The organism is Ancylobacter oerskovii (assembly GCF_018390555.1).
GTDB classification, from domain to species: Bacteria; Pseudomonadota; Alphaproteobacteria; order Rhizobiales; family Xanthobacteraceae; genus Ancylobacter; species Ancylobacter oerskovii.
Genome location: NZ_JAHBGB010000006.1, coordinates 150,178 through 165,677, shown reverse-complemented (window position 1 = coordinate 165,677; position 15,500 = coordinate 150,178). Strand labels below are relative to the sequence as shown.

12 protein-coding genes are annotated in these 15,500 nt (G+C 68.9%); 6 read left to right on the top strand and 6 right to left on the bottom strand.

Annotation, left to right across the window (positions count from 1 at the left end; all coding sequences use genetic code 11):
* Positions 1-63: 63 nt before the first annotated feature.
* On the bottom strand, positions 64-378 hold the full coding sequence (groES, locus tag KHC19_RS06035) for a co-chaperone GroES (protein WP_213351458.1): 315 nt from the start codon (positions 376-378) through the stop codon (positions 64-66).
* Between the two features lie 316 nt (positions 379-694).
* Between groES and KHC19_RS06030 the strand changes: the two genes are divergently transcribed.
* On the top strand, positions 695-982 hold the full coding sequence (locus tag KHC19_RS06030) for an usg protein (RefSeq protein ID WP_213351457.1): 288 nt from the start codon (positions 695-697) through the stop codon (positions 980-982).
* A 136-nt stretch (positions 983-1,118) separates the two neighbouring features.
* On the top strand, positions 1,119-1,721 hold the full coding sequence (locus KHC19_RS06025) for an exopolysaccharide biosynthesis protein (RefSeq protein ID WP_343207662.1): 603 nt from the start codon (positions 1,119-1,121) through the stop codon (positions 1,719-1,721).
* Between the two features lie 30 nt (positions 1,722-1,751).
* Here the strand turns inward: KHC19_RS06025 and KHC19_RS06020 are convergent, their stop codons facing one another.
* Positions 1,752-1,895: a hypothetical protein gene (locus tag KHC19_RS06020; protein WP_213351455.1), complete on the bottom strand. Its 144-nt coding sequence runs from the start codon at positions 1,893-1,895 to the stop codon at positions 1,752-1,754.
* Positions 1,896-2,547: 652 nt separating this feature from the next.
* Here KHC19_RS06020 and oxlT point away from each other — a divergent pair.
* On the top strand, positions 2,548-3,855 hold the full coding sequence (oxlT, locus tag KHC19_RS06015) for an oxalate/formate MFS antiporter (RefSeq protein WP_213351453.1): 1,308 nt from the start codon (positions 2,548-2,550) through the stop codon (positions 3,853-3,855).
* A gap of 76 nt (positions 3,856-3,931) precedes the next feature.
* Here the strand turns inward: oxlT and KHC19_RS06010 are convergent, their stop codons facing one another.
* The 4 genes from KHC19_RS06010 to KHC19_RS05995 form a co-directional block, all read right to left on the bottom strand.
* Positions 3,932-4,735, bottom strand: a complete 804-nt coding sequence (locus KHC19_RS06010) for a carbon-nitrogen hydrolase family protein (RefSeq protein ID WP_213351451.1) — start codon at positions 4,733-4,735, stop codon at positions 3,932-3,934.
* On the bottom strand, positions 4,735-5,790 hold the full coding sequence (speB, locus tag KHC19_RS06005; RefSeq protein ID WP_213351449.1) for an agmatinase: 1,056 nt from the start codon (positions 5,788-5,790) through the stop codon (positions 4,735-4,737). Before speB ends, KHC19_RS06010 begins: the two co-directional genes overlap by 1 nt.
* A 515-nt stretch (positions 5,791-6,305) precedes the next feature.
* Entirely contained in the window at positions 6,306-10,139 is a 3,834-nt protein-coding gene (gene putA, locus KHC19_RS06000) for a trifunctional transcriptional regulator/proline dehydrogenase/L-glutamate gamma-semialdehyde dehydrogenase (protein ID WP_213351447.1), read from the bottom strand.
* A 94-nt stretch (positions 10,140-10,233) separates the two neighbouring features.
* Positions 10,234-11,232, bottom strand: coding sequence for a DMT family transporter (locus tag KHC19_RS05995; RefSeq protein ID WP_213351445.1), 999 nt, complete (start codon positions 11,230-11,232; stop codon positions 10,234-10,236).
* Between the two features lie 376 nt (positions 11,233-11,608).
* Between KHC19_RS05995 and kdpF the strand changes: the two genes are divergently transcribed.
* Genes kdpF through kdpB form a run of 3 tightly spaced genes read left to right on the top strand, consistent with a single transcriptional unit; the run spans position 11,609 to position 15,500 of the window.
* A complete protein-coding gene (gene kdpF, locus KHC19_RS05990) occupies positions 11,609-11,710 on the top strand; it encodes a K(+)-transporting ATPase subunit F (protein ID WP_213351443.1) in 102 nt (33 codons plus the stop codon).
* Positions 11,711-11,728: 18 nt separating this feature from the next.
* Positions 11,729-13,438: a potassium-transporting ATPase subunit KdpA gene (gene kdpA, locus KHC19_RS05985; RefSeq protein WP_213351442.1), complete on the top strand. Its 1,710-nt coding sequence runs from the start codon at positions 11,729-11,731 to the stop codon at positions 13,436-13,438.
* Between the two features lie 10 nt (positions 13,439-13,448).
* Entirely contained in the window at positions 13,449-15,500 is a 2,052-nt protein-coding gene (gene kdpB / locus KHC19_RS05980) for a potassium-transporting ATPase subunit KdpB (RefSeq protein ID WP_213351440.1), read from the top strand.

The window sequence follows — 15,500 nt, the reverse complement described above, 5'->3', positions numbered from 1 at the left end:
TGGCCGCGCGGCGCTCGGGGGAGGGCCGGGCTCGGGCTCCGGTCGATCACGCAATCGTCGGGATCACGCGGCCTTCTTGGCCGAGCCGGCGCCCTCGACGATGCCGAGGATGTCGGATTCCTTCATGATGAGGTAGTCGACGCCGTCGAGCTTCACCTCGGTACCGGACCACTTGCCGAACAGCACGCGGTCGCCGGCCTTCACGTCGAGCGGGACCAGCTTGCCGGCGTCGTCGCGGGCGCCGGGGCCGACGGCGACCACTTCGCCCTGGGAGGGCTTTTCCTTGGCGCTGTCGGGAATGATGATCCCGCCGGCGGTCTTCTCTTCCGCGTCGACACGCTTGACCACCACGCGGTCATGCAGGGGACGGAACTTCATCGGTTCTCTCCAGAAAGTCTTGAACGAGCGGTGAATTTGCCGAACGACGCCGGAGGCGGGCCGCGGATGCGGGTCCCGCTCCGGGCATCGTCGGCGACCATCTAGGAGGCTGCCGCTACGCGCGCAAGGGGGCGAGGGCAAAAATCTGGCAGTCACGGAAGGAGAGTGCCAGCCCCTGCGGCGCCCCTCCTGTCAGCACTCTGTCGCATATGCTGACAATGCATTGATATCGAACGCGAAATCCAATTTTTGCTCTTGCCGGGCCCCTATGGGCACGCTCATCATGCCCCGGCATGTTCGCGAAAGGAGGTTCCGCATGGCATCCGATGCTACGCCGGTCTCGGCGGATTTCGTGAAGCAGATGGGCGGCTACGGCCTGACCACCGCCCACATCCTCTACCGCATGCCCGATCATCCCGCGCTGCTGCAGAGCTATCTCTGGCAGCACTATGATCTCTTCCCGCATTTCCCGGAGCTCAAGCGTTTCCTCGACTTCTGGGCCCGCGAGCTGGAGGGGCCCGTGCACTCCGTCACCGTCGCCCATTCGCGCCTGATCAAGCCTGCGGAGCTGCGCTCCGTGGACGGGATTTTCCGCCTCAACTGACCCAGCGGCACCGCCGCGCCGGCGGGCTCGACGGCAAAATGCCCTCTCATTGCCGCTTTCCGCGTGTTAAGAGGTCACCGGAAACAAGGGTGCCCTCGCGGGCGCCTCGGGGTGTTTGAGGCATTTGGTAGGGCTGGTGGATCATCGTTCTCCGCGCACGTCGGAGTTGCTCAGCGCTCTCGCGACGGCCCATTCGGCGGACCGGATCGGCGTCGGCGAGGTCGTCCACGCGCTGCGCAACCGCGCCTTTGGCCTATCGATCCTGCTGCTCGGCCTGCCCAATTGCCTGCCGATGCCGCCGGGCATTCCGGTCATCTGCGGCCTGCTGCTCTGCCTTGTCGGCGTGCAGATGATGATGGGGCGCGACGAGCTGTGGCTGCCGGGCTGGATCGCCCGGCGCACCTTCTCGCGGGCGCTGCTGGAAAAGATCGTCAACGGCGCCCTGCCGTGGGTGCGACGCTTCGAGGGCTATTCGCGCCCCCGCCTGCATTATTTTTCCAACGGCTCGGCGCGTCTGGTGCTGGGCGGGCTGGTGCTGCTGCTCGGCCTGCTGCTGCTGCTGCCGATCCCGATCTTCGGCAATCTGCCGCCGGGAATCGCCGTGTGCATCCTCGGCCTCGGCCTCGTCGAGCGCGACGGCGCCTTCATCTGCGCCGGCATCGTCGCCACCGCCATCAGCGCCGGCGTCATGGGGCTGCTGACCTGGATGCTCTATCAGGGCGCGCTGGCGGTTATCTGACGCCGGCCGCCGTCGCGCCGCGTCGCCGGATCAGCCCGGCGGATCGACCTTCACGCCCTTGGGCCCGACCTCGATCTGCAGCGTGTTCTGGTCGCGCTGATAGGCCTGATAGGCGAACACGCCCGCCACGACCACCAGCACGGCGATGACGGCATAAAGGACCGATCGGTTCATCTCGTCTCCTCAAGGCGGCGCGGCCCCGACTCGGGTCCGCGCATCGGGATCGATGCGGGGCTCGCCGCGCGGCGAGCCCTGAACGAACGCCGATCGGCGCCTCCGGGTTCCACCCGCTACCTCACCGCCTTGCCGCAGCGTCGGCAGCCGGTGCCTCTGCGTGATGTGTCGTCCTGCCGCAGGTGACGCCGCCGCATCCCCGCAATCGAGACGCGCGCCGGCCGTCGTCCGGCATGTCGAAACCCTGCGTCACATCCGGCGCCATATCCCGGCGCGCCCTGTCGTAATGGCCGAGTGCTCAGGATAATACTTAGGTTTCCTCTTCACGATATCAAAGTATGTTTCGCCTCAATCCAAGATATGCTCGCCTACATCCAAGTGAACACTTTGCATTTCGCCTATCAAAAAGTTTAATTTTGTCAGTATTCCTACCGTGGTATTTTGTGTACGGTAGTGAAAAGACGCATATGGATCCGTTTCGACCTGACCGATCGTAATGTTTTACCTTGGGTCACGGTGAATCAGGCAGCCTCAGGGGAACTGCTCGATCCTGTGTGGAGCTTCGTGATCGGGCGGCGCCTGCGGGCGTCTCGTCCCCAAGCGGCCGGAACAAGAGCCGTGAATGTCAGCATTCAGGTCGAGGAAAGAAATCATGCAGGCCACAGTTAAGGCGACGCGCCCGTGGGAGCCCTGGGTTCAGCTCGCTTGCGGCGTTCTGTGCATGGCGATGATCGCCAATCTTCAATATGGCTGGACGCTGTTCGTCGATCCCATCGACGCCAAGCACCAGTGGGGCCGTGCGGCCATCCAGACCGCCTTCACCATCTTCGTGCTCACCGAGACCTGGCTGGTGCCGGTCGAGGCGTGGTTCGTGGATCGCTACGGCCCGCGCATCGTGATCACCTTCGGCGGCTTCATGATCGCCCTGTCGTGGATCACCAATGCCTACGCCTCGTCGCTGGCGATGCTCTATGCCGGCGCCATCTTCGGCGGCATCGGCGCCGGCTCGATCTACGGCACCTGCGTCGGTAACGCGCTGAAGTGGTTCCCCTATCGCCGCGGCCTCGCCGCCGGCGCCACCGCGGCCGGCTTCGGCGCCGGCGCCGCCATCACCGTGGTGCCGATCGCCAACATGATCGCCGCCTCGGGCTATGAGAGCGCGTTCCTGTATTTCGGCATCGGCCAGGGCATCGTCGTCCTCGTGCTGGCGCAGTTCCTCTATCCGCCGCGCAACAAGATCGCGCCGCCGAAGAAGCTGTCGTCGCTGCCGCAGAGCAAGGTCGACTACCAGCCCTCGCAGACCCTCGGCAAGCCGGTGTTCTGGCTGCTCTATCTCATGTTCGTCATGGTGGCCTCGGGTGGCCTGATGGCGGCGGCGCAGATCGGCCCGATCGCCCACGACCTCGGCGTGGCCAACACGCCGGTCTCGATCATGGGCATCTCGGCGGCGGCGCTGACGCTGGCCATCTCGCTCGACCGCATCTTCGACGGCTTCGGCCGTCCGATGTTCGGCTATGTGTCGGACCGCATCGGCCGTGAGAACACCATGTTCATCGCCTTCGGCACCGCCGCGGTGATGCTGCTGATCCTGGTCTTCCACGGCTCGAACCCGCTGGTGTTCGTCATCGCCACCGCCTGCTTCTTCGGCGTGTTCGGCGAGATCTACTCGCTGTTCCCGGCGACCTGCGGCGACACCTTCGGCTCGAAGTTCGCGGCGACCAATGCCGGCATGCTCTACACCGCCAAGGGCACGGCGGCGCTGCTGGTGCCGATCGCCAGCGTCATCGCCGCCGCCTATGGCTGGTACGCGGTGTTCGCCGTCGCCGTCGGCCTCAACGCCGTGGCGGCGCTGCTCGCCCTGTTCGTGCTAAAGCCGCTGCGCGCCCGCTTCATCGCCCAGACCGCCACCGAGGCGGCGGCGAGCCCGGTGCCGGCGGCCAGCAGCCAGCCGGCGCACTGAGCTCCGGCCTCAAAACACGAAGGCGCGCCGTCCCCGGACGGCGCGCCTTTTCATTTGTAGGCGCCTGCGCCGCCGGTCAGCGGGAGGCGAGGGCGGTATAGAGTTCCGGCCGGCGGTCGGCGAGATGGCCGTTGGCGGCCCGCGCCGCCTTGAGCGCCGCCGGGTCGAGATCGGCATAGATCAACCCGTCCTCCTCGCCGGCCAGCACCAGATGCCCGCCATTGGGCTCGCCGACGCAGCTCATGCCGAGATAGGTGAGCTCGCCCTCCGAGCCGACGCGGTTGGCATAGGCGACATAGACGAGGTTCTCGAAGGCCCGCGCCGGCACCACCACATTGGAGACACCGACAAAGGGCTTCATGTTGGCGGTCGGCACCAGGATCAGGTCGGCGCCGGCGAGCGCCAGCGCCCGCGCCGCCTCCGGGAACTCGATGTCGTAGCAGATCAGCAGGCCCATCTTCAGCCCGGCGATCTCGGCGATCGCTCCGAGCCCGTCGCCGGCCGCGAACATGTCGCGGTCCAGCGCGCCGTAGAGATGCGTCTTGCGATAGGTGAGGCGCACCTGCCCGGTACGGTCCACGAGGCGCGCCGCATTGTAGATCGCCCCATCCGGCCCGCGCTCGGGATAGCCATAGGCGAGCGCGATGCCGTGCCGGCGGGCGAGGATGGCGGCATGCCGGGCGGCGGGGCCGTCCGGCGCCTCGGCACGCGCCTGCAGCGCGGCGCGGCCGATATTGTAGCCGGAGAGGAACATCTCCGGCGCCAGCAGCAGGTCGGCACCGGAGGCCGCCGCCTGCTGCGCCGCCGCGCCGAGGCGGTCGAGATTGGCGGCGGGATTGCCGTGCCGGTCTCCCGCCGTCTGCAGCATGGCGAGGCGCATCAGCTTTCCTTCCGTGCCTTGTGGGCCGTCACCGCCATGCAGAAGATCTCGAACAGCACCTGCGCCGCCGCATGGGCGGTGTTGGAGGTGGCGTCATATTGCGGCGCCACCTCGACCACGTCGCCGCCCACCACGTCGAGGCCGTTGAGGCCGCGCAGCAGCTCCAGCACCTCGCGCGAGGTGAGCCCGCCGATCTCCGGCGTGCCGGTGCCGGGCGCGAAGGCCGGGTCGAGGCTGTCGACGTCGAAGGAGACATAGACCGGCCCGTCGCCCAGCACCTGCTTCGCCTTGGCGATGATCGCCGGCACGCCCATGCCGGTGACCTCCTCGGCGTGGATGACGGTCATGCCGCTCTCATAGGAGAACTCCCACAGGAATTCCGCCCCGCCGCGAATGCCGATCTGGATGGTGCGCTCGGGATCGAGCACGCCGTCGAGCACGGCGTTGCGGAACGGCCCGCCATGGTGGAACTTCGCGCCCTCATAGGTGCCCGAGGTGTCGCAATGGGCGTCGATATGCAGCATGCCCACCGGCCGCGTCTCGCCGACCGCCTTCAGGATCGAGCCGGTGATCGAGTGGTCGCCGCCCACCGAGAGCGGGATCACCCCGGCGCCGACCACCTTCTTGTAGAAGGCCTCGATATCCGCGTGGCACTCGTCGAGGCTGAAGCGCGAGCGGAACGGCACGTCGCCGATGTCGGCGGCCTTCACCTCGGCGGCGGGCACCATGCCGAGCACATGCTCATAGGGCCCGACGCGCTCGATGGCACGCACCGCGCGCGGCCCGAGCCGGGCGCCGGCGCGATTCGTCACGCCGAGATCCATCGGCACGCCGATCAGCGCCATGTCGAGGCCGCCGAAATCGGCGAGCTCCTGCACCTCCGGCCGGTAGGGAGCGTCGAGCAGGGTGGCGGCGCCCGCCCAGGGCCAGACCCGCTTCTCGCCGTCCTTGAACTGCAGTTCGGCGACGCGCTTGAAGGTGGGATCGTAGACGACACCGCCGGCGACGCCGGCATATTTCGCCCGCAGCTGCGCGAGCTTGTCCTGGTCCGACATGAGGTCCTCTTCACCAAGGGAAGAGGAAATCTATCCGGCCCGGCGCGGGTCGGGGAGGGGGCGCGACATCTGCGACGCCATTTATCTGTGCAGCGCCGCCCGATGCCCAGCCGGCCGGCATCGCCGCTCTGTTTTCCGCGGGTACGCCGTCCTCCCGAGGTGGTTGTCGGGAAGCGGGCGACGAACCGGCTTTCGCACCTCCAGCCCCCTCATCCTGAGGCGCGAGCGCAGCGAGCCTCGAAGGATGCTCGCTTGAGCGCGCCCGGTAGGGGCGTCTCGGGGCCGGCCCCGCCCCGGCGCCTCGACGTCCAGCCCGTCATTGCCGAAGGAGCGGCGAAGCTCCCTCTCCCCGTCGGGGAGAGGGGTGGGGTGAGGGGCCTTCTTGCGCTCCACAAAATTGTCGCCCCAACGACCCGCCGCGCGGGTTACCTCTCCCCACCGGGGAGAGCAAAGAAAATTGCCGCCCTCCCAGGATGACGCCGCTCTCCGGGGGAAATGTCCGGGAGGGCCCGCCCTCACCCGATGCTCATCAGGCTGGCATTGCCGCCGGCCGCCGCGGTGTTGGTGCTGATCGAGCGTTCCTCCACCAGCAGGTCGAGCGGATAGCCGGCCCCGCGGGCGAGATCGTCCGGGGTAAGGCCGTGCACCAGCACGATCGGCCCCTCGCGGCCGGCCACCTGCTCGTTGAGCGCCCGCAGGGCGTCGCCATCGCCCTCGAACAGCACGGCGTCGAACCGCGCGGCGCCGAGGTCGTCGGTCGCCGCCACCAGTCGCTTCAGCGCCTGCGGCAACGCCGGCAGGGTGGCGCTGCCGATGAGCACGCGGTTGCCGGTCGCCAGCGCGGAGCAGACCTGCACGGCGAGCCCCGCCTCCGTCTGGGCCAGGCAGAGAACGGTACCGCGCGGGGCGAGCTCATAGGCGTTGCGCTCGCCGACAGGGCCGGCCAGCACGGTCGACGCCGGCAGCCCCGGCGCCGCGAGCACCGCGCCGCACAGCGCCCGCGCCTCGGGATTGGCCACGAAGTCCGTCCACAGCCGCGCCGCCTCGGCCGCTTCCGCCGAGACCTCCGGCAGGCCGGGAGTCGGGCGGGTGGCGAGCAGCCGGCCGAGATAGAGCGGCCCGCCCGCCTTCGGCCCGGTGCCGGAAAGCCCATGCCCGCCGAAGGGCTGCACCCCCACCACCGCGCCGATGATGTTGCGGTTCACATAGAGATTGCCGGCCTCGATGCGGCGGGTCACTTCGGCGATGGTCTCGTCGATGCGGGTATGCAGGCCGAAGGTGAGGCCGTAGCCAGTGGCGTTCACCGCTTCGATCAGCGCGCCGATCTCGTCCCGCTTGTAGCGCAGCACATGCAGCACCGGGCCGAACACCTCGCGCGTCAGCTCGGCGGTGGAGCCGATCTCGATCAGCGTCGGCGGCACGAAGCTGCCATGCGCGCAGTCCTCGGCGAGTGCCAGTTGCTCGACGCGCCGTCCCGCCGCGCGCATGCGCTCGATATGCGCCTCGATGGTCGCCTGCGCTTCCGTGGTGATCACCGGCCCGACATCGGTCGACAGATACACCGGGTTGCCGATGGCGAGCTCGTGCAGCGCGCCCTTGAGCATGCTCAGCGTCCGCTCGGCGATATCCTCCTGCAGGCAGAGGATGCGCAGCGCCGAGCAGCGCTGGCCGGCCGAATCGAAGGCGGAGGCGATGACGTCGGCCACCACCTGCTCGGCGAGCGCGGAAGAATCGACGATCATCGCGTTCTGCCCGCCGGTCTCGGCGATCAGCGGGATCGGCTGGCCGTCGGGGCGCAGCCGTCCGGCGAGCTGGCGCTGGATCAGCCGTGCCACCTCGGTGGAGCCGGTGAACATCACCCCGCGGGTGCGTGCATCGCCCACCAGCGCCGCGCCGACATCCCCGGCGCCCGGCAGCACTTGCAGCGCGCCGGCCGGCACCCCGGCCTCGTGCAGGATCCTCACCGCCGCATGGGCGATCAGCGGCGTCTCCTCGGCGGGCTTGGCCAGCACCGGGTTGCCGGCGGCCAGCGCGGCGGCCACCTGCCCGGTGAAGATGGCGAGCGGGAAGTTCCACGGGCTGATGCACACCACCGGTCCCAGCGGGCGATGGGTGTCGTTGGAGAAAGTGTCGCGCACCTGCGCGCCGTAATAGCGCAGGAAGTCGACCGCCTCGCGCACCTCGCCCACCGCGTTGGGGTAGGACTTGCCGGCCTCGCGCACCACGATGCCGATCAGCTCCGGCATCCGCGCCTCGAAGGCATCGGCGGCGCGGAAGAGACACGCCGCCCGCTCGGCCGGCGTGGTCGCCTGCCAGATCGGCGCCGCCGCCACCGCCAGCTCCATGGCGTGGGCGCACAATTCCGGTGTCGCGTCCTCCACCGTGCCGACCAGGTCGCGCCGGTCGGCCGGGTTGCGGATCTCGCGGACGATGCCTTCGGCAGCCCCGTCACCCAGCAGCGGCACCGCCTTCAGCGCCTGCGCCGAGCCGGCGAGCAGCGCCGCCGCCAAGGAGGCGAGCCGCTGCTCGTTGGAAAGGTCGAGCCCCTGCGAATTCTTCCGCGCGTCGCCGAACAGCTCGGACGGCGCGGCGATCTTCGGATGCGGCGCGCCCACCGGCTCGATGCGGCCGGCCACCTCGGCCGGCGCCTCGACGAGTTCCGCCACCGGCACCTTCTCGTCGGCGATGCGGTTTACGAAGGAGGAGTTGGCGCCGTTCTCCAAGAGCCGGCGCACCAGATAGGCGAGCAGCGTCTCATGGGTGCCGACCGGCGCATAGATGCGGCACGGCCGGTTCAGCCTGTCCTTGCCGACCACTTCCTCATAGAGCGGCTCGCCCATGCCGTGCAGGCACTGGAACTCGTACTGGCCGCCATAATAGTTCGGCCCGGCCAGCTCGTGGATGCTCGCCAGCGTCTGGGCGTTGTGGGTGGCGAATTGCGGGAACACCGCGTCCGCCGCGCCGAGCAGCTTGCGGGCGCAGGCGAGGTACGACACGTCAGTGTGCACCTTGCGGGTATAGACCGGGAAGCCTTCCAGCCCGTCCACCTGCGCGCGCTTGATCTCGCTGTCCCAATAGGCGCCCTTTACCAGCCGGATCATCAGCCGGTGGCCGGAGCGGCGGGCGAGGTCGATCAGATAGTCGATCACATAGGGGCAGCGCTTCTGATAGGCCTGCACCACGAAGCCGATGCCGTTCCAGCCGGCGAGGCTCTCCTCGAAGCACAGCGCCTCCATCAGGTCGAGCGACAGTTCCAGCCGGTCGGCTTCCTCGGCATCGATGTTGAGGCCGATGTCGTAGTGCCGGGCGAGGCGGGCAAGCGAGATCACCCGGGGCAGCAATTCGCCGATCACCCGCTCATATTTGGCGCGGGCATAGCGCGGATGCAGCGCCGACAGCTTGATGGAGATGCCCGGCCCCTCATAGATGCCGCGCCCGGCCGAGGCCTTGCCGATGGCGTGGATCGCCTGCTCATAGTCGGCTAAATACCGCGCGGCGTCCTCCGCCGTGGTCGCCGCCTCGCCGAGCATGTCGTAGGAATAGCGGAAGCCCCTGGCCTCCATGGCGCGGCTGTTCGCCAGCGCTTCCGAGATGGTCTGGCCGGTGACGAACTGCTCGCCCATCATCCGCATGGCCACATCCACGCCCTTGCGGATCAGCGGCTCGCCGCCGCGACCGATCAGCTTGGTCAGCGCCCCGGTCAGCCCCGCCTCGCTATTGGTGGTGGTCAGCTTGCCGGTGAGCACCAGCCCCCAGGTGGCGGCATTGACGAACAGCGACGGCGAATGCCCGACATGCGCCTGCCAGTCGCCATGGCCGATCTTGTCGCGGATCAGCGCGTCGCGGGTGGCGCGGTCGGGAATGCGCAGCAGCGCCTCGGCGAGGCACATCAGCGCCACGCCCTCCTGGCTGGAAAGGGCATATTCGTGGATCAGCCCTTCCACCGCCCCCTGCTGCCCCTTGGCGCGCAAGGCGGCCACCAGCGCGCCCGCACGCTCCCGCGCCGCATCCGCCTTGGCCGCGGGCAGGGTGGCGGCCGGCAGCAGTATGGAAACCGCCTCGGTCTCCGGCATGCGGTAGGCGTTGGTGATGCGGGCGCGCAGCACGCTTTGCGGCTTCACCCCACGGGCGAAGGGCAGGAACGGGCTTTCGCTCTCCAGGTGATGCGCCGCCGCATCGGGATCCGCCGGCTCGGGATCGATCGGTAGACCCTGCTCGATGCGCTCGATGATGCCGACCACCGCCTGCTTCAGCAGCGAATGCGGGGTGCGTCCCTGGCCCTCGGCCGCAGCCTTGAGCCGCGCCCGCAGCTCCTCGTCGATCTTCAGGCCGATGGTGGTGGTGGCCATGGGGAGCTCCGCTTGGTTGGCCCGCAGGAAACGGCATGGGTTGTACCTCTTTTCTCAAAAGGTGCAACCACTCCGTTTCCAGCCCCCACCACCCTCAGGCCCGGCCTTCCTTGGCACCCTCCGCGAGCGCCGCGGGCCTTGCCCGGCGCCCGGACCGCGTCACCAGCCAGATGCCGAGCGCGATCGGCGCGATGCCGAGGAAATCCAGCGGCGGCACCTGTTCGCCCAGCAGCAGCCAGCCGAAGAACAGCCCCAGCGGCGGCATGGCGAAATGCAGGCTGGAGGCGGTGGTGGCACTCGCGCGGGTCAGCAGGTAGAACCACAGCCCGTAGCCGCCGATCGACACCGCGAAGACGAGGATGCCGAGGCCAACCAGGAACCCCTGCGTGACATGCACGTCGGCGAGGCTTTCGGTCGCCGCCGCGAAGGGCAGCAGCACCGCCGCCCCGGTGAGGCACTGCACCGCATTGCCGGTCCACACCCCGCCGCGCGGCTTGAAATATTTGAAGGCCAGCGTGCCGGCGGCCAGCCCGAGCATGCCGATGCCGATCAGCAGCGTGCCGAAGGGGTCCTCGTGGCCGCCGGCGAGGCGCGAGCGCAGCACGATGACGACGCCGACCAGCCCCAGCCCCAGCCCGATCCATTTGGTGAGGTTCAGCCTTTCGCCGAGCAGCGGCCCGGCCAGCAGCGCCACCACCAGCGGGTTGCAGCTGATCAGCACCGCATTGAAGGCCGAGGAGGTGAAGGTCAGCGCCGTCCAGTTCACCCCGAGATAGACGGCGTTGTTGAGCACGCCGCACAGCATCAGCGCCCAGACGTCGCGCCGGCGCATGCTGGCGAGCCGGGCCCGGCCGTCTACCTTCACCGCCAGCGCCATCATGATGCCGCCGGCCAGCGTGAGGCGCAGCACCAGCAGGATCAGCGGCGGGCAGTCCATCAGCGCCATCTTGGCGAAGGCGAAGGCCGAGGACCACAGCAGGCAGAAGGCCAGCACCAGCGCGAAGAGCTGGCGGCCCGACACCGCGCCGGCGCCCTCGGCGGGGCCGGAATCGGGGAGGGCGGCATTGCCGCCTGACAGGGAATTCTGGCTCATCTCGGCCTCTGGGAACGCTCGGTCCGTAAAAGTCGCGCGACCATAGGCGAGGGGGTCGGCATCGGGAAACGAGATGTTCCGATAGGGGCCATTCGGAACGTCGATGGCGATCGCATGGCGCGGCAAGCCCTCCGCGGATGGCACGCCGACAGCGGCAGGCCCGCCCCGAGACGGGCGCCGGCACGCCGCCGTGTCTTTACGCTTTCCTTATGCCGGGCCCGTGCATCCGCAATCGAAACCTGACCCGCCTCGGGAGCAGTCTCCCGCGACCCTGCAACCTTGGGAGCTCTGCCATGGCAGACGTCGTTTTTCTCCTTGTCGGCATCGCCGCGCTGGCCGCGCTCGGCGTCTATGCCCGCCTGCTCGCCCGGCTGTCGTGAGGCCGCCCATCATGATCGAACCGCTACTCGGGCTCGCCGTGGCGTTCGCGCTCGGCGCCTATCTCGTGGTGACGCTGCTGCGTCCCGAACGTTTCTGAACGACGGGAGAGAACAACATGACCCTCGTCGGATGGGCGCAGATCGCCGCCCTGTTCCTCGCCGTGCTCCTCACCGTCAAGCCGCTGGGCCTCTACATGGCCCGCGTCTTCTCCGGCGAGCGCACCTTCATCACACCCGTCCTCGCCCCGGTCGAGAAGGGCTTCTACCGCCTGGCCGGCATTGACGAGACCCGCGAGCAGGGCTGGCTCGCCTACACGCTGGCCATGCTGGCCTTCTCGGTCGCCGGCTTCGTGTCGCTCTACGCGATCATGCGGTTCCAGGATGTGCTGCCGCTGAACCCGCAGGGTTTCCCGGCCGTGCCGCCGGACCTCGCCTTCAACACCGCGGTCAGCTTCCTCACCAACACCAACTGGCAGAACTATGCCGGCGAGGCGACGATGAGCCATCTCACCCAGATGGCCGGCCTCACCGTGCACAACTTCACCTCGGCGGCGACCGGCATCGCGCTGGCCATGGCCGTCACCCGCGCCTTCGCGCGCTCCAAGGTCGCGACGCTCGGCAATTTCTGGGTCGATCTCGTCCGCGCCAATCTCTATGTGCTGCTGCCCTTCGCGGTGGTGACGGCGCTCGCCTTCGTCGCCATGGGGCTGCCGCAGACGCTCGATGCCTCCGTCACCGCCACCACGCTGGAAGGCGCGCAGCAGACCCTCGCGCTCGGCCCGGTGGCGAGCCAGGAGGCGATCAAGCAGATCGGCACCAATGGCGGTGGCTTCTTCAACGTCAATGCCGCGCATCCGTTCGAGAACCCGACGGCGCTGTCCAACCTGCTCAACATCTACGTCATGCTCGCCGTCTCGGCGGCGCTGGCCTACACCTTCGGCCAGATGGTCGGCGACCGCCGGCAGGGCTGGGCGTTCCTCGCCACCATCGCGGTGCTGCTGGTCGCCGGCGTCGGCCTCGCCTATTGGGCGGAGACCTCCGGCAACCCGATCCTGACCTCGCTCGGCCTCGATCCCGCCATGGGCAACATGGAGGGCAAGGAGGTGCGCTTCGGCCAATCCGCCAGCGCCCTCTACGCGGCAGTCACCACCGGCCTGTCGGATGGCGGCGTCAACGCCATGCACGGCTCCTTCACCGCGCTGGGCGGCCTGGTGCCGATGTTCCTCATCCAGCTGGGCGAAGTGCTGCCGGGCGGCACCGGCTCGGGCCTCTACGGGCTCATCGTCTTCGCGCTGCTCTCGGTGTTCGTCGCCGGCCTGATGGTCGGGCGCACGCCGGAATTCCTCGGCAAGAAGATCGAGGGCCGCGAGATGAAATACGCCGTGCTGGCGATTCTCATCCTGCCGGTGGCCATCCTCGGCTTCGCCGCCGTCTCGGCCATGCTGCCGGTCGCGGTCGCCAGCATCGGCACGCCGGGCCCGCACGGCCTGTCGGAGATCCTCTATGCCTTCACCTCAGCGGCCGGCAATAACGGCTCGGCCTTTGGCGGCCTCTCCGGCAACACGCCCTGGTACAACACCACCCTCGGCATCGCCATGCTGCTCGGCCGCTTCGCCTATGTCGTTCCGGTCATGGCGCTGGCCGGCTCCATCGCGGCCAAGGTGAAGGCGCCGGCCTCCGCCGGCACCTTTCCCACCCACACCCCGCTCTTCGTCGGCCTCTTGATCGGCATCATCCTGATCCTGGGCGGCCTGCAATTCTTCCCCGCGCTCGCCCTCGGGCCGATCGCCGAGCATTTCGCCATGCTCGCCGGCCAGACTTTCTGAGGTTCCCGTCATGTCGTCGCAAAAGACGTCCCCCCACGCGCCGGCCGCGCCCGGCCTGTTCGCCCCGGCGATCCTCGGCCCGGCGGTCGTCGCCGCCTTCCGCAAGCTCGATCCGCGCCAGCTCATGCGCAATCCGGTGATCTTCGTCACCGAGGCGGTGGCGGCTCTCGTCACCCTGCTGTTCGTCCGCGACCTCGCCACCAGCGGCGATGCCGGCTTTTCCGGCCAGATCGCCGCCTGGCTGTGGTTCACCGTGCTGTTCGCCACCTTCGCGGAATCGGTGGCGGAAGGGCGGGGCAAGGCACAGGCCGACAGCCTGAAGCGCGCCCGCTCCGAGCTTACCGCGCGGCTGAAGCACGAGGGCAGCCGCATCGAGAAGGTGCCGGCCACCACGCTGAAGATCGGCGATGTCGTCATCGTCGAGGCCGGCGAGCTGATCCCCGCCGATGGCGAGGTGATCGAAGGCGTCGCCTCGGTGAACGAGAGCGCCATCACCGGCGAATCCGCGCCGGTGATCCGCGAGGCCGGCGGCGACCGTTCCGCCGTCACCGGCGGCACCCAGCTTCTGTCCGACCGGCTGGTCATCCGCGTCGCGGTGGCGCCGGGCGGCGGCTTCGTCGACCGCATGATCGCGCTGATCGAGGGCGCCAAGCGGCAGAAGACCCCCAACGAGATCGCCCTGTCGATCCTGCTCTCCGGCCTGACGCTGATCTTCCTCGTCGCCGTGGTGACGCTGTGGGGCCTCGCCGGCTATTCCGGCACGGTTCTTTCGGTGACGGTGCTGGCGGCGCTCTTGGTGACGCTGATCCCCACCACCATTGGTGGCCTGCTCTCGGCCATCGGCATCGCCGGCATGGACCGGCTGGTGCGCTTCAACGTCATCGCCACCTCCGGGCGGGCGGTGGAGGCGGCGGGCGACGTCGACACGTTGCTGCTCGACAAGACCGGCACCATCACCTTCGGCAACCGCATGGCGACCGACTTCCTGCCGGTGCCCGGCATCACCGAGAAGGCGCTCGCAGAAGCCGCGCTGCTCGCCAGCCTCGCCGACGAGACCCCGGAGGGCCGTTCCATCGTCGCGCTGGCGACCGGCGAATACCAAGTGCCGGCGCCGGCCGCGCAGCCGGACGCGGTGATCCCCTTCGCCGCCGAAACCCGGCTGTCGGGCGTCGACCTCGGCACCCGCCGGCTGCGCAAGGGCGCGGTGGATGCGGTGCTGCGCTTCGCCGGCGTCGAGCCGGCCCGCGCGCCGGAAGCCTTCCGCGCCGCGGTGGACCGCATCGCCCGCTCCGGCGGCACGCCGCTCGCGGTGGCCGAGGGCGACCGGCTGCTCGGCGTGGTGCATCTGAAGGACGTGGTGAAGCCCGGCATCAAGGAGCGCTTCGCGCAGATGCGCGCCATGGGTATCCGCACGGTGATGGTGACGGGCGACAACCCGGTCACCGCCGCCGCCATCGCCTCCGAGGCCGGCGTCGACGACTTCCTCGCCCAGGCAACGCCGGAGGACAAGCTCGCCTATATCCGCAAGGAGCAGGAGGGCGGCCGGCTGATCGCCATGTGCGGCGACGGCACCAACGACGCCCCCGCGCTCGCCCAGGCCGATGTCGGCGTCGCCATGCAGACCGGCACCCAGGCCGCGCGTGAGGCCGCCAACATGGTCGACCTCGATTCCTCGCCGACCAAGCTCATCGAGATCGTGGAGATCGGCAAGCAATTGCTGATGACCCGCGGCTCGCTGACCACCTTCTCCATCGCCAACGACGTCGCGAAATATTTCGCGATCATCCCGGCGCTGTTCGTCGCCACCTATCCGGGGCTGGGCGCCCTCAACATCATGGCGCTCGCCTCGCCGCAATCCGCCATCCTCTCGGCGGTGATCTTCAACGCGCTGATCATCATCGCGCTGATCCCGCTGGCGCTGAGGGGCATCACCTACCGCCCGTCCGGTGCGGCGGCGCTGCTGCGGCGCAACCTGCTCGTCTACGGCGTTGGCGGACTGGTCCTGCCCTTCGTCGGCATCAAGGCGGTGGACCTCGTCGTCGCCGCTCTGCATCTGGTGTGA

What these genes read in the sequence shown, in the direction of transcription:
- groES (WP_213351458.1), bottom strand. Translation starts at nt 378, where the DNA reads ATGAAGTTCCGTCCCCTGCATGACCGCGTGGTGGTCAAGCGTGTCGAC.
- KHC19_RS06030 (WP_213351457.1), top strand. Translation starts at nt 695, where the DNA reads ATGGCATCCGATGCTACGCCGGTCTCGGCGGATTTCGTGAAGCAGATG.
- KHC19_RS06020 (WP_213351455.1), bottom strand. Translation starts at nt 1,895, where the DNA reads ATGAACCGATCGGTCCTTTATGCCGTCATCGCCGTGCTGGTGGTCGTG.
- oxlT (WP_213351453.1), top strand. Translation starts at nt 2,548, where the DNA reads ATGCAGGCCACAGTTAAGGCGACGCGCCCGTGGGAGCCCTGGGTTCAG.
- KHC19_RS06010 (WP_213351451.1), bottom strand. Translation starts at nt 4,735, where the DNA reads ATGCGCCTCGCCATGCTGCAGACGGCGGGAGACCGGCACGGCAATCCC.
- speB (WP_213351449.1), bottom strand. Translation starts at nt 5,790, where the DNA reads ATGTCGGACCAGGACAAGCTCGCGCAGCTGCGGGCGAAATATGCCGGC.
- putA (WP_213351447.1), bottom strand. Translation starts at nt 10,139, where the DNA reads ATGGCCACCACCACCATCGGCCTGAAGATCGACGAGGAGCTGCGGGCG.
- KHC19_RS05995 (WP_213351445.1), bottom strand. Translation starts at nt 11,232, where the DNA reads ATGAGCCAGAATTCCCTGTCAGGCGGCAATGCCGCCCTCCCCGATTCC.
- kdpA (WP_213351442.1), top strand. Translation starts at nt 11,729, where the DNA reads ATGACCCTCGTCGGATGGGCGCAGATCGCCGCCCTGTTCCTCGCCGTG.
- kdpB (WP_213351440.1), top strand. Translation starts at nt 13,449, where the DNA reads ATGTCGTCGCAAAAGACGTCCCCCCACGCGCCGGCCGCGCCCGGCCTG.